Origin of the sequence: Streptomyces sp. Y7, assembly GCF_043195415.1 — a bacterium.
Classification (GTDB): domain Bacteria; phylum Actinomycetota; class Actinomycetes; order Streptomycetales; family Streptomycetaceae; genus Streptomyces.
In genome coordinates, this window is sequence record NZ_JBIDDQ010000009.1 from 192874 (window position 1) to 206839 (window position 13966).

A 13966-nucleotide genomic window follows, 5' to 3' on the forward strand; every position below is an offset into this window, starting at 1 on the left:
GGAGATCGGCTCCCCCGTGCGGGGGAGGTCCGTTGTCAGTGGCGGCTGGCACGATGGCGCAATGGTCCGCTTGCTGCGCCCGTTCGGCCGGGCGGTGACGTACACACGATGGCTGCACCTGTTCATCGCCGTCGTGGCGCCGAGCCTGCTGCTGTTCGTGCGGGAGGAGTGGTGGATCTGGCTGATCGCGGCCGCGGCGCTCGGGCTCGCGGGGCTGGTCCCGGCGATGCGCACGGTGGAGGGGTTGCAGGCCAGGCTGCTGCTGACCGGTCACCGGCACGACAGCGAGAGCACCGGCATCGTGGCCGCGCCGTCCGCGTCCTGGGGCGACCGGGGGCGGCTCGTCGTATGGCTGGAGGCGCGGCTGCTGCTGGGCTGTGTGACGCTCGCGCTCTGCGCCCAACTGGTCTTCGCGACAGTGGACCTGGCGGCGGCGCCGTTCGGGCACGGCTCCGGGGACAGGGGTCCGTTGGTCCTCGACGGTCACGCCTGGTGGCACGTCCTGCTGGTGCCGCTGTTCCTGCTCGCCCTCGGGGCGACCGTCCTCGTCACGGGCCACCTCATCACCGCGCTCGCCCTCCGTCTGCTGGGCCCCTCCCCGGCCGAGCGCATGGCCGCGCTGGAGGAACGCACCGAGCAGCTCCTGGAGCGCACGCGGATCGCCCGCGAACTGCACGACTCCATCGGCCACGCCCTGACCGTGGCCGTCGTCCAGGCGGGCGCCGCGCGCGCGGCCGGTGATCCCGCCTTCACCGACCGGGCTCTGAGCGCCATCGAGGAGACCGGCCGGGCCGCCCTGGAGGACCTGGAGCGGGTGCTCGGCGTGCTGCGGGAGTCCGAGCGGCCGGCGGGCAGCCGGCCGACGCTCACCGACGCCGACCGTCTGCTGGAGTCCGCGCGGGCCTCCGGGACCAAGGTCGACGCCGAGATGACGGGGCCCCTGGACACCGTTCCCGGGCCGGTCTCCCGGGAGGGCTATCGCATCCTCCAGGAGTCGCTGACGAACGTGCTGCGCCACGCCGGGCCCGTCCCGGCGCGGGTACGGATCGCGGTCGCGGCCGGCACGCTCACCCTCGACGTCCGCAATCCGCTGACCGCCGGCACAGCCGGTCCCGGCAGAGGCAGCGGTCTGCGTGGCATACGTGAGCGCGCGGCGCTGCTGGGCGGACACGCGCGGACCGGCCCCGCCGAAGGTGACTGGCAGGTTCATGTAGAGCTGCCCGTGAGTTGATCTAGGCTGACCGGATGCCGGTCACCGTTCTCCTCGTCGACGACGAACCCCTCGTACGCGCGGGTCTGCGGGCCGTGTTGGAGGCACAGCCCGACATCGAGGTCGTCGGAGAGGCCGCCGACGGGGCCGCGGTGATTCCCCTGGTCCGGCAACTGCGCCCGGACGTCGTGGCCATGGACGTACGGATGCCGCTGCTCGACGGGATCGAGGCCACGCGTGCGGTGCTGCGGACGGTCGACGAGCCGCCGAAGATCCTCGTCGTGACCACCTTCGAGAACGACGAGTACGTGTACGAGGCGCTGCGCGCCGGAGCCGACGGGTTCCTGCTGAAGCGGGCCCGGCCGGCCGAGATCGTGCACGCGGTGCGGCTGGTCGCCGAGGGCGAGTCACTGCTGTTCCCGGCCTCCGTGCGGCAACTGGCCGCGGAGTACGGCGACGACGGCGGGAACCGGGCGGCACGCGCGCTCCTGGAGCGGGCCCGGCTGACCGAGCGGGAGGCCGAGGTGCTGCGGCTGATGGCGCGCGGGCTGTCGAACGCGGAGATCGCCGCCCGGCTGGTGGTCGGGACAGAGACTGTGAAGTCGCATGTGAGTGCCGTCCTGGCGAAACTGGGGGCGCGCGATCGCACGCAGGCGGTGATCACGGCGTACGAGTCGGGGTTCGTCGCGCCGGGGTGATCCCGGGTCCGGGGCGGACCGGGAGGCCAGGTGTCGCGGATGCGGATGTCCGGACGCCCGGGCAGGTCGTCGGTGCCCACCACTCGCCGGGGTTCGCACCGGCGAGTAGCATCCGCCCAACACGCGCACGAGCTGGGAGGACGGGCTTTGGGGCAGCTGACCGGCGGGGATCCCTCGCTGCTGCGAAGGATCAACTCCGCGGTGGTGCTGCACGCGCTGCGTGCCACGGACGCCGCCACGCTGACGGAGATCACCCGGGTGACCGGGCTGTCCCGGCCGACCGTCGAGGGCGTCGTCGAGGGGCTCATCGAGGCGGGGTACGTCGTCGAGAAGGCGGCGGACGAGAGCGTGGCCCGGCGCCAGGGGCGGCCGGCGCGACGGTTCCGGTTCCGGGCCGAGGCGGGGCATCTGCTGGGTGTGGAGATAGGCGCGCACCGGGTCGCCGCGCTCCTCGCCGACCTGGACGGCCGGGTGCTCGGCTCCATCGTCAAGGACGTGGACGAGACGGCTCCGGCCGACGAGCGGCTGGAGCGGGTGCGCACGGGGGTCGCCGAGCTGCTGCGCCGGGCCGGTGTCGCCCGTGGCTCGCTGCGGGCCGTGGGGGTCGCGACGCCGGGCATCGTGGACGCGGACGGCACCGTGCGGCTGGGCGCCGCGCTGCCCGAGTGGACCGGGCTGCGGCTCGGCGAGCGGCTGAGCCGCTCCTTCAAGTGCCCGGTGCTGGTGGAGAACGACGCGAACGCGGCGGCGGTCGCCGAGCACTGGAAGGGTTCCGCCACCGAGTCCGACGACGTGGTGTTCGTGCTGGCCGGGCTGAGTCCGGGCGCCGGTTCGCTGATCGGCGGGCAGTTGCACCGGGGGTACGGCGGGGCGGCCGGTGAGATCGGCGCGCTGCATCTGCTGGGGCGTGAGGCGACACCGGAGACCCTGCTGTCGACCACGGACGAGCCCCTGCGTCCCCTCGACGAGCACGCCGTCGCCGAGGTCTTCGCCCAGGCCCGCAAGGGCGACCAACAGGCCCTCGCGGCCGTCGACCGCTTCATCCACCGCCTCGTCCACGACGTGGCCGCGCTGGTCCTCGCCCTGGATCCCGAGCTGGTCGTCGTCGGCGGCTGGGCGGCCGGTCTGGACGGCGTGCTGGAGCCCCTGCGCCGCGAACTGGCCCGCTACTGCCTGCGCCCGCCCAACGTCGCCCTCTCCCTCCTCGGCGAGGCGGCCGTCGCGACGGGCGCGCTACGTCTCGCCCTCGACCACGTGGAGGAGCAGCTGTTCGCGGTGGAGGGCACGGTGACGGGGCGCCGCTGACGGCTCGGGACGTACGACCGTCCCCACCCGGTCGCACGGACTGGACGACGGAGAGCCGACCCCGCCTGGCTCGACTCGGCCCGGGTCGGCCCGGCTCGGCTCGGGTCGGCTCGGCCCGGCTCGGGTCGGCTCGGCCCGGCTCGGCTCGGCTCGGCGAGGTGGACGGGACGGCTCAGACCGGCCTCGCGCGGTCAGCGCTCAAGCGCCGGACGCCCGGGTCCTCTCCCCCGTACACGACAATGCCGCGGGCCCCGGAACGAATCCGGGGCGCGCGGCGTGTGCGGCTGGGGGCGGCGTCAGGAAGCCCGCCGCTCGGGGTTCTCGTGTATCTCCACACCGCCGGAGTCGCCGAAGGTCAGCCGGCAGGTGTCCGCGCGGTACGTCGCGAGCGACAGCGCCGCGGTGCGGCCCTCGGCGAGGTAGCGCGTCGTCACGACGAGGACGGGCGCCCCGGGGAGGCGGTCCAGCGCCTTCGCGTCGTCGGCGCGGGCCGAGCCCAGCTCGACGGCACTGTCCTGCCCCTCCAGCTGAAGCCGGTGCAACTCGCGCAGCACGGCACGCGCGCGTGCCGCCCCGGACGGGGCGTCGATGCCGGAGAGGTCGGGCACCGACGTCTGCGGGATGTGGAGCAATTCGGCGGCGACGGGCTGGCCGTGCGTCACACGCGAGCGGCGCACGATGTGCACGGGCTCGTCGCGGCCGGTCTCCAGGGCGTCGGCCACCGCGGCGGGCGGCACCTCCAGCGCGCAGTCCGTGGTCTGCCAGACATCCGCGACCGTGCCCGGCCAGGCGTGCTGCTCCGTGCCGACGGCCACCCCCACGCGCGGCGGCGCGACGGTCGTACCGACACCGCGGCGGCGCTGGAGCCTGCCTTCCAGTTCGAGCTGTTCGAGAGCCTGGCGGAGCGTGGCGCGGGCGACGCCGAAGCGGGCCGCCAGGTCGCGCTCGTTGGGCAGGATCTCGCCCACGGAGAACTCCGAGTCCAGTGCCTCACTGAGCACGGTCCTCAGATGCCAGTACTTCGGTTCCGGCACCGATTCCAGTTGCGTGGTCCCCACCCTGTCCTCCGCAATCGCCGTGGCCCGGCGGCGTTTTAGCGCCCTTGTTTATTAAAGGTTGTTGCACTTATCTGCGACCATAGGGCGGCCCTCACCCTTGGTCAATACCAATCCTGCATCCCATGTCCGCGCATGCCCGTGCCGCCCGGGAGCGTTCACGGCACGTTCGTACAGAACGGCATTTGTTACATGACGGCAAAGCCCCCGTCGCATCGACGGGGCTCTCCGGACGGACCACGACTTGACTGCACCCAGTCCCTCGCGCTGCTGGAGAAGACCCGCGACCCAAGGCCCAGCGCCCGGAAGGCCACGCAGGAAGCCGGACAGCTTCTCGGCCGACAGGGCGTGCAAGTCCGGCACCGTCCGCGAGTACCTGCGCCGGCAGGGCATTCGCAGCATCATCCCTGCGTAGGCGGACAGCCCAGCCACCCGCCCACGCAGGGACTGACTGGCCCGACGGCGGCCTGGCTTCGACGAGGACCCATACAAGAAGCGCAACGCCGTCGAGCGGGCGATCAACTGCCTGAAACAGTCCCGGGCGATCGACACCCGCTCTGACAAGCGGGGTACTTCCTCCTCGGCACCGCCACCGAGGCGTCCGTCGCGATCTGTCTCCGAGCATGAACTCCTACGCGCCCCAACAGCAGACGTCCTGGCTCAGGGATCGATACGTGGCTCGCCAGCTTCAAGGGGCTCCTCGAAGCGGCCGCCTGCGACGAGGCACTCCCCACTCAACCACGGCTTCCTCGGGATCGAAGATGCCGAAGGAGAGCGACGCAAATGCCATCGGTCCGGTCTGGAGAGCCATGGCCTCTGACGTGTCGTCCGGCGCTACAGAGAACTTGCCGAGGATGTTCACCCGGGCAGCACGTCTGGCCGCCCGCGGCCATGATCGGCCGGACAAGTCCTAGCGGCGAACCAGCCATGCGCGGTCCCCCTGAAAGACGGATGCGGGATCAGGTCGCCCAGGACCCTGTTGCTGCGTCGCGGTGGCTCGAACCCGTTCGCCAGGGATGGGTGGGTGAGTTCACCGGCCCCTTCCGAGCCAGCAACCGCATGGTGGTGGGCGAAACCGGACAGGGTTGGGACGAGCGCGGAAATGCTTCAGAGCTCCTGCCAGAGGAAGGATGACCATGGGGGGCGGACGCGTGGTCAGCTCTTGCTGGGGTGTCGTCAACGATCCTGGCACTGGCAGCGGTGGTCGTAGCCCTGCTTGCCTTCCGGTCCGAACACCAACGTGCGCGCTTCGAAGGTGCCCGAGCGTTGCATCAAGATCTGACGACAGGAGAGGTCGCTGCGGCCCGCAAGGTCGTCGGAAGCCTTCATTACGGCGACTTCGTCTCGGTATCCAGCCGTGCAGACTGGAGCCAGGCTCTGACCTCTTACTTCACCCTTCTCTGGTGCTTTGAGCGGATTGAAGCGGGTCGCAGTGCCTTGGCCCGGGGTGCTGTCCGCGGTCAGCGGAGGGACGAGGCAGTCGCCTACCTCGATGCCCTGGTTGCCTGGCATGTAGCCGAATACGCCTGTGGCTTCGCCATCGCACGGCGCAAGCTTGCGGAAGCGTCCGGCGAGGAGATCTCCGATGGTGACTCGGTCTCTGGTTTCGGCAGACTTCTAGTCGCCTTGCAGGAAGGCGGGTCGGTCGATCGCGCCTATCGCGCAGGAAGATGCCCGGGAGCCGGGTGTCCCTGTGCTTGTCACCACCAGTCGCAGCCCTAGAAGCGAACGCCTCTTGTTCAGGGGGCGAGTCAGTGAAGAGCGGCATGCAGAAGTCGACCAGTTGAGGCTCCTTGCCATGGCGGCGCTGAAGCTGACCGGGAACTTTCAGCCTCGTCGAGTCAGCCCATGGAGGTTGCGGATGATCTCGATAACGCGGGACCGCTGCTGCTGATCGAGCCGCAGCACGGGCCAACTGGTGCTGGCATGGTGTGCCGAGGGACCCCATTTGCAAGGGTCGGCGTGGCAGCGATCCTGAACTGGGCAGGTATGGAATGAGTGGGTGCTGCGGTCCAGGGCCGACAGCCTCAGATCACCGGCCACGAATTCGTGCTTATGCCTAGGTCCTCTCGAACCCGCTCGTGGTAGGCGTTCAGGCGCTCGGTGAAGCCGTACCGAGCAAGTGGAGGTTCATGCCTGCGTGCCTGCTCAAGCAGCCCTCGCAGCGTGAGGTTGACCGCATGGGCTGCCTCGATCACTCGTGGAGCTGCCAGCAGCACGAGGCCTTCGAAAAGGGCTGAGCGTTTGCGCTCGCCTGCCTCCATCTCGGTCATTAACTCTCTGTGGGCATCTGAGCCTTCATCAACAAGGCGAGAGCGCCTCGCAAAATCGGCCACTTCCTTCACGCACGCGGCGTACTCGATGTAAGCGTCGAGCTTTCGTTGGTCCCAGCGGATTGCCATCTCACGCCGATGCTTGGAGCGTTCGGTCATGGTGACGGAAAAATAGGAAGTCAGTGCACCGACGAGTACGCCAACCAGCGTCAATATCTGACTGATCATGGCGGTGACCGTACCCGGCGCACGGTGGTCGCCGCACTATTCCTGACCATATCGCCCGGCTACTGTCGTGGGCGCTCGAAAGACGCGCGCCACGGGGCCCCAGGCAGTGCACCGTTGCGGCTTGCGGAGTGGCTGCTTCGAGCGCCAGCCGCGTGCCGACGGGCACGGCAGGACGTCGAATCGACGCTGATCGTGCTCCAGTCGAACCAACCCGCGAGGCCGCCGTCGGCGGCCTGGAAGGCACACGGGATCCGGTCCCCACGTACTCCGCCGCGGAATGGCGTCCGGACGCGGAACAAGACGTCGTTGATCTCTGCAGTGACTCCCCACCAGGCCGCCCCGACGCCGGCAGGCGCGGCTCCACCCGGTCCCACTCGGCATCACTCGGATCACCCCGCCCCAGGACAGTAAGAACGACCAGACAGACGGCAGTCACAAGATCACACGAACCCTGATCCCTACCCCGTCACAAAGGGCGCATATCCGACCGGGACCTCGCTCACCTGAAGGTCTGAGAAGAGCAAGGTCATGTTGTGCGCGTTGGTTCGGGAAGGAGCTTGGCGCCCGGTGCAGGGCGTGCCACTTGACACCCCAGACGTATCCGTCAACGTCGACACCGGTTTCCTGGTCGACTCGGTCGGTCATCCAGGGAGACCCGCCAGATCTTCGTCGGCAGCGACAGAGTGATCGAAGACCTCGTCCTGCATCTGCTCAAGTACAGCGGTATCCATGCCGCCCTTCCACCTCACTCGGCGAGACCTTCGACCGCGAGATCCGCGGGTTCTGGAGCCCGCCGCCCTCAGAGATCGCCGGACAGTCCTAGGCGGTGGGCAGCGACCGCAGCTTGTCGGGGTTGCGGATGATGTAGACGGCCTGGATCCGGCCGTCCCGCACGTCGAGTTGGAAGACGGAGTCGGGCTTGCCGCCGGACAGGGCCAGTACCGCGATGCCGCCGTTGATCTCCAGGAAGCGCCAGGAGAGTTCGTCGACGCCCTTGCGTGCCGCGCCGACGATGAAGCGGCCCACGTGGTCGGCCGTCTCCAGGACCCGCAGCGGCGCCTTGGCCTTGCCGCCGCTGTCGCCGACCAGCCGGACGTCCGGGGCCAGCAACGACATGAGCCCCTCCAGGTCGCCCTCCGCGGCGGCGGCCAGGAAACGCTCGGTGAGGTCGCGGCGCTGGGTGGGGTCGACCTCGTAGCGCGGGCGCCGTTCGTCGACGTGTTTTCGGGCGCGTCCGGCGAGTTGACGCACCGCCGCCTCGCCGCGGTCGAGCATGACGGCGATCTCGCCGTACGGATAGCCGAAGGCCTCCCTGAGCACGAACACCGCCCGCTCCAGCGGTGACAGCGACTCCAGGACGACGAGGACGGCGAGGGAGACGGAGTCGGCGAGGACGGCGCGCTCCGCGGTGTCGGGGACGGTGTCGCCGAAGTCGGTGACGTACGGCTCCGGCAGCCAGGGACCGGTGTAGGTCTCGCCGCGCGCCTTGACCTGGCGCAGCCGGTCGATGGCGAGGCGGGTGGTGACGCGCACCAGATAGGCGCGCGGCTCGCGCACCTCGGACCGGTCGGCGCCGGACCAGCGCAGCCACGCGTCCTGTACGACGTCCTCCGCGTCGGCCACGCGGCCCAGCATGCGGTAGGCGACGCCCAGCAGGACGGGACGGTGCTCTTCGAAGACATCGGTCTCGGTTCCGGTGGTCACGCCACCATCCCAGCCCACCCGACGGGCCCTGTCCAGGCGAAATCGCCGGGGCGTACCGGGCTCCGCTCCGGGGTCTACCCGTCGGTAGCAATTGCTGACAGGCTGTCTACCCGACGCCTGTCCGTGAGCCCCGACGAGGAGCAGCATGTCCGCCACCGTCTCCTTCAAAGTCCCCACCCCGCACGGCCCGAAGAGCATGACCCTCTCCTACGCGCGCGTGGGCACCGGCGACCCGCTGCTCCTGCTGCACGGCATCGGCCACCACCGTCAGGTGTGGGACCCGGTCATACCCGTCCTGGAGGGCGAGCGGGACGTGATAGCCGTGGACCTGCCCGGGTGCGGCGAGTCCCCCGCACTGCCCGCCGGACTGGGGCACGATCTGGCGTCGATGAGCGTCGTGCTCAGAGCGCTGTGCGAGGCCCTGGAGCTGGAGCGGCCGCATGTCGCGGGCAACTCGCTGGGCGGCCTGCTGGCCCTGGAGCTGGGCCGCGCGAACCTCGCGCGCTCGGTCACGGCCCTGTCCCCCGCCGGGTTCTGGTCGCAGCTGGAGCGGCAGTACGCCTTCACGGTCCTGACGGGGATGCGGCGGACCGCCGAGCGCATGCCGCTGCCCCTCGTCGAGTGGCTGTCCCGCTCGGCGGCCGGCCGCGCCACCCTGACGAGCACCATCTACGCCCGCCCCGGCCGCCGTTCGCCCGAGTCCGTGGTCGCCGAGACTCTCGGGCTGGCCCGCGCGGAGGGCTTCTTCGAGACCCTCCGTTCCGGCAAAGAGGTGCGGTTCACCGACGACGTGTCGGGGATTCCGGTCACCGTGGCGTGGGGCAGCAAGGACCGGCTCCTGGTGCCCCGGCAGGGCGTCCGCGCGAAGCGGATCATCCCCCGGGCCCGGCTGGTGCGTCTGCCCGGCTGCGGCCATGTGCCGATGAGTGACGATCCGGCCCTGGTCGCCCGGGTGTTGCTCGACGGCAGCCGCTGACAGAGCCGTACGAGGACCATCCGCCCCGGCGGGCTTTCATACCTGTTTACGCACCAGCGGAGGCGACCCCTCGTATCGCGGGGGCGAGGGGCGCGTACGGCATCCCAGGGCGACCCCCGCGCCGACCAGCGCACTGCCCACCGCCTGCGGAACGCCGTAGGAGCCGGTTCCGACCAGGGGTGCGGTGCAGGCGGCGGCGACGGGGATGAGGCCGGAGAACAGGGTGGCCCGTTCGGCGCCGATCCGCTGCATGCCCATGTACCAGCACACGAAGCCGACGACGGTGACGATCGCCGCCTGCCACAGCAGGGCGGCGGTCTCGGTGGCGTCGGGCCGGCGCAGCAAGGAGCCGCCGTCGAGCACCGACCCGGCCACGGCGGACTCGACGGCGGCGACGCCGCACACGGTGGCGGAGAGCAGACGTGGGCCGAGCGGGCGCAGCACGGGCACGGCGAGCACCGCGAACCCGACCTCGCCGGCCAGCGCGCACACCGAGAAGGCGATGCCGGCGCCGTCGGTGCGCCCCCAGCCCTGGACCGTGCAGGCACCGGCCACGACCAGCGACGCGCCGCTCAGGACCACACGTTGGGGTCCGCGCCCTTCCAGCAGCGGCACGAGCACGGCCACGACGACGGGTGCGCAGCCGACGAAGACGCCGGGGACGGCCGGCTCGGCGGTGCGTTCGGCGGCGAGGACGGCGAGGTTGAAGCCGACCATGCCGACGGCCGCGAGAAGCGCGAGGCGGGCCCACTGGCGGGGTGTGAGGGCGCGGAGCCGGGCCGCGGCACCCGGCCCGACGAGGGGCAGGAGGAGCAGGCAGGCGAATCCGTAGCGCAGGAACTGGCCGCCCGCGTACGGGTACGCGCCGAGCAGGCTGTTGGCGGTGAAGGACCCGCCGACGAGGACGCAGGCGAGCGCGGCGAGCAGGGCTCCGCGCGTGGTGGTGGCGTTCATGGCAGCGACGCTAGGAAGCGCGGCGGTCCGCATTAAGGTCCAGTTCCATGACGGCATCGCGGACCAATCCGGACCCGGGCACCGGGTCGCCCGCCTGGGAGCTGCTGCTGCCCGCCGCCTCGGCGCCCGCACGCGCGCGTGGCCGTTCGCTCCAGGCGGCGCTGCGGGAGGCGGTGCGTACGGGGCGGCTCGTACCCGGCACGCGGCTGCCGTCGAGCCGGGATCTGGCGGCCGACCTCGGAGTGTCCCGCGGACTGATCACCGAGGCGTACGAGCAGTTGACGGCGGAGGGCTATCTGCGCAGCGGGCGGGGTGCCGGGACCTGGGTGGGCGACGCGGTCCGGGCCGCGCGGCCACGCGCGCGTGACCTCGCTCCGCGCTCCGCCGCAGGACGGGCCGACTTCGTCCCGGGGACGCCGGACGTGTCACTGTTCCCGCGTGCCGCGTGGTCCGCGGCACAGCGCGGGGTGCTGGCCGAGCTGCCGCACCACGAGCTCGGCTATCCGGATCCGCGCGGGTTGCCCCGGCTGCGCACGGCGCTCGCCGAACTGCTGGCGCGCCGCCGGGGCGTGGTCGCGGATCCCGAGCGCATCGTGATCGTCTCCGGGGTGTCGCAGGCGACCACGGTGCTCGGTTTCGTGCTGCACGCGCGTGGCATGCGCGAGGTCGGTGTGGAGAACCCCGGCAGCCCGCAGCACGAGGCCCTCTACGCCGCGGCGGGCGTCGCGACCGTGCCGGTGCCGATGGACGACGAGGGGCTCGCCCTCGGCCCGCTGCGGGCGTCGGGCGTCAGGTCGGTCGTGACGACCCCGGCCCACCAGTTCCCCACCGGCATCGCCTACTCGGCCCGTCGACGTGCCGAACTCCTCGACTGGGCGCGTTCCGTCGACGGGTTCGTCCTGGAGGACGACTACGACGGCGACTTCCGCTACGACCGCGCACCCGTGGGCGCGCTGCAGGGGCTCGACCCGGAGCGCGTCGCGTACGCGGGCTCGGTCAGCAAGTCCCTCGCGCCGGGCCTGCGGCTCGGCTGGCTGCTCGTGCCGGAGGCGCTGGCCGAGGAGGTCGTCGAGCGCAAGCGGACCATGGACCTCGGTCATCCCACCCTGGATCAGGCGCTGTTCGCCCGCTTCGTGGAGCGCGGCGACTACGACCGCCAGCTCCGCCGCTGTCAGCGCGCCTACCGGGAGCGCCGCGACACCCTCGTCGCCGCACTGGAGGAGCACTTCCCGGGCGCGGAGGTCACCGGCATCGCCGCGGGGCTGCACGTCATCGCCGCACTGCCGGAGCGGTACGGCCCCGAGGAGCGGTTCCTCGCGCGCGTGACGGCGGCCGGCGTGGCGGTGCGGCCGCTGACGGACTACGCACACGCGCGTGCCGGGAGCCGGAGCGGTGCGGGCGGGCCGCGGGGTGTGCGGCTGGTGCTGGGGTACGCCCATCTGTCGCCCGCGCGGATCCGGAACGGTGTGCGGCTGATGGCCCGGGCGGTGGCCGCGGGGCGGGCCTGAGGCCGGCCCGGACGACGTGGGGGGACTGAGGCCGGCCCGGACGACGTGCAGGGACTAAGGCCGGCCCGGACGACGTGCCGGAGATCCGTCCTCACGCGGCCGCGGAGCGGGACTGAGGCCCGCCCGGACGACGTGCCGGAGATCTGTCCTCACGCGGCCGCGGAGCGGGACTGAGGCCCGCCCGGACGACGTGCGGGTGAGCGGCCCTGACGTCGGCGTGCCCCGCGCACGACGTGTCGGTTCCCTTGCGCACGCGGTCAGTTGTTCACTTGTGGTTTCCGTGTGCGCTGCGGCGCACCAGTAGTTGTGGCTCTGCACACTGGCCGGATCCCGCCACTGGAGGCCTCCATGTCACACCGTCCGTTCCCGGGCCGGCGCAGCGTCCTGCGCGGCTCGCTCGCCGCGTCGGCGGCCCTGACCCTGCCCACGGCACTCGGCTCGGCACCGGCGTTCGCCCTCTCGGGGCGTCCCGGGGCGGGCTGGGGTGTGCAGACGGGCGACGTGACCTGCGACTCGGGTCTGGTGTGGGTGCGCTCCGACCGCCCGGCCCGGATGATCGTCGAGACGTCCGCGACCGAGTCGTTCCGCAACCCGCGCAGATGGCACGGGCCCCTGCTCGGCGCGGACACCGACTTCACCGGCACGACCCGGCTGCGCGGTCTGCCGTCCGGCGAGCAGATCCACTACCGCGTGCTGCTCGCCGACCCGCACGACCCGCGCCGCACCGGCGAGCCGGTCACCGGCACCTTCCGCACCGCCTTCGCGCGGCGACGCGACGGCGTCCGGTTCGTCTGGTCCGGCGACCTGGCCGGGCAGGGCTGGGGCATCAACCCCGACTTCGGCGGCTACACCATCTACAACGCGATGGGCGCCCTGGACCCGGACTTCTTCCTGTGCAGCGGCGACAACATCTACGCCGACGGGCCGATCACGTCGTCCGTCGCGCTCCCCGACGGCAGCACCTGGCGGAACATCACCACCGAGGAGAAGTCCAAGGTCGCCGAGACCCTGGCCGAGTTCCGCGGGAACTTCCGCTACAACCTGCTCGACGAGAACCTCAAGCGGTTCAACGCCCAGGTCCCCTCGATCATCCAGTGGGACGACCACGAGGTGACCAACAACTGGTACCCCGGCGAGATCCTCGGCGACGCCCGCTACACGGAGAAGAGCGTCGACGTCCTCGCCTCGCGTGCCCGGCAGGCGTTCTCGGAGTACTTCCCCATCTCGACGCTGCGCCGCCCCGACGGCCGGGTGTACCGCACGATCAACCACGGCCCCCTGCTGGACGTGTTCGTGCTGGACATGCGCACGTACCGCAACGCCAACTCCACGGACGACCAGACCACCGACGCGCAGGGCATCCTCGGCGCCGAGCAGCTGAACTGGCTCAAGCGGGAGCTGTCCCGCTCCCGGGCGGTGTGGAAGGTGATCGCCTCCGACATGCCGCTGGGCCTGGTCGTGCCGGACACCGGCGACGGCAAGCCGAACATCGAGGCCGTGGCGCAGGGCGACCCGGGCGCCCCGCTCGGCCGTGAACTCCAGATCGCCGAGCTGCTGCGCTTCATCAAGCACCGGCGGATCACCGGCACGGTGTGGCTGACGGCCGACGTCCACCACACGTCCGCCCAGCACTACCAGCCCTCGCGGGCCGCCTTCACGGACTTCGAGCCGTTCTGGGAGTTCGTGTCGGGCCCGCTCAACGCGGGTGCCTTCCCGGCCAGCGCCCTCGACGACACCTTCGGCCCGGAGCGGGTGTTCGTGAAGGCGCCGACCGCCGCGAACGTCTCCCCCGCCGGCGGCTACCAGTTCTTCGGCGAGGTCGACATCGACGGACACAGCGGCGAGCTGACGGTGCGGCTGCGCGAGCAGGACGGCACGGTGCTGTTCACCAAGGTGCTCCAGCCGGGACGCGTCGGCCAGTAGGTCCCGTACGCTTCTGACAGTGCCGCGCACCTGAGTCATCCCCTGGTGCGCGGCACTCATGCGTCCGGGGAAAGCCTGCGCCAACAAGCCGGTCAGCAGGGCGTTCTCGCAGCTCGGAACCCATTGTCAGTG

11 protein-coding genes are annotated in these 13966 nt (G+C 71.4%); 6 read left to right on the forward strand and 5 right to left on the reverse strand.

The genetic code is table 11. The features are described from left to right. The first annotated feature begins 61 nt into the window (after positions 1-61). The 3 genes from ACGFW6_RS23850 (at position 62) to ACGFW6_RS23860 (ending at position 3213) form a co-directional block, all read left to right on the forward strand. Positions 62-1231 carry a sensor histidine kinase gene (locus ACGFW6_RS23850; RefSeq protein ID WP_393513262.1) on the forward strand — a complete coding sequence of 390 codons (1170 nt, stop codon included), beginning with the start codon at positions 62-64 and terminating at the stop codon, positions 1229-1231. A gap of 14 nt (positions 1232-1245) precedes the next feature. After that, positions 1246-1908, forward strand: coding sequence for a response regulator (locus tag ACGFW6_RS23855; protein ID WP_393513265.1), 663 nt, complete (start codon positions 1246-1248; stop codon positions 1906-1908). A 147-nt stretch (positions 1909-2055) separates the two neighbouring features. Then, positions 2056-3213: an ROK family transcriptional regulator gene (locus ACGFW6_RS23860; RefSeq protein ID WP_393513268.1), complete on the forward strand. Its 1158-nt coding sequence runs from the start codon at positions 2056-2058 to the stop codon at positions 3211-3213. Positions 3214-3509: 296 nt separating this feature from the next. Here the strand turns inward: ACGFW6_RS23860 and ACGFW6_RS23865 are convergent, their stop codons facing one another. The 4 genes from ACGFW6_RS23865 to ACGFW6_RS23880 form a co-directional block, all read right to left on the reverse strand. Further along, positions 3510-4271: a GntR family transcriptional regulator gene (locus ACGFW6_RS23865; RefSeq protein ID WP_393513271.1), complete on the reverse strand. Its 762-nt coding sequence runs from the start codon at positions 4269-4271 to the stop codon at positions 3510-3512. 1173 nt (positions 4272-5444) lie between these two features. Then, complete coding sequence (locus ACGFW6_RS23870) at positions 5445-5597, reverse strand: hypothetical protein (RefSeq protein ID WP_393513274.1); 153 nt, start codon at positions 5595-5597, stop codon at positions 5445-5447. Positions 5598-6295: 698 nt separating this feature from the next. Then, positions 6296-6769 carry a hypothetical protein gene (locus ACGFW6_RS23875; protein ID WP_393513276.1) on the reverse strand — a complete coding sequence of 158 codons (474 nt, stop codon included), beginning with the start codon at positions 6767-6769 and terminating at the stop codon, positions 6296-6298. 819 nt (positions 6770-7588) lie between these two features. After that, complete coding sequence (locus ACGFW6_RS23880) at positions 7589-8473, reverse strand: RNA polymerase sigma-70 factor (protein ID WP_393513279.1); 885 nt, start codon at positions 8471-8473, stop codon at positions 7589-7591. A 145-nt stretch (positions 8474-8618) separates the two neighbouring features. Between ACGFW6_RS23880 and ACGFW6_RS23885 the strand changes: the two genes are divergently transcribed. Further along, positions 8619-9449 carry an alpha/beta fold hydrolase gene (locus ACGFW6_RS23885; RefSeq protein WP_393513282.1) on the forward strand — a complete coding sequence of 277 codons (831 nt, stop codon included), beginning with the start codon at positions 8619-8621 and terminating at the stop codon, positions 9447-9449. Between the two features lie 36 nt (positions 9450-9485). Here the strand turns inward: ACGFW6_RS23885 and ACGFW6_RS23890 are convergent, their stop codons facing one another. Then, positions 9486-10403: a DMT family transporter gene (locus ACGFW6_RS23890; protein WP_393513285.1), complete on the reverse strand. Its 918-nt coding sequence runs from the start codon at positions 10401-10403 to the stop codon at positions 9486-9488. 47 nt (positions 10404-10450) lie between these two features. Here ACGFW6_RS23890 and ACGFW6_RS23895 point away from each other — a divergent pair, with 47 nt between their 5' ends. Continuing rightward, positions 10451-11911: a PLP-dependent aminotransferase family protein gene (locus tag ACGFW6_RS23895; RefSeq protein ID WP_393513288.1), complete on the forward strand. Its 1461-nt coding sequence runs from the start codon at positions 10451-10453 to the stop codon at positions 11909-11911. 348 nt (positions 11912-12259) lie between these two features. Continuing rightward, a complete protein-coding gene (locus ACGFW6_RS23900; protein WP_393513291.1) occupies positions 12260-13834 on the forward strand; it encodes an alkaline phosphatase D family protein in 1575 nt (524 codons plus the stop codon). Positions 13835-13966 lie beyond the last annotated feature (132 nt).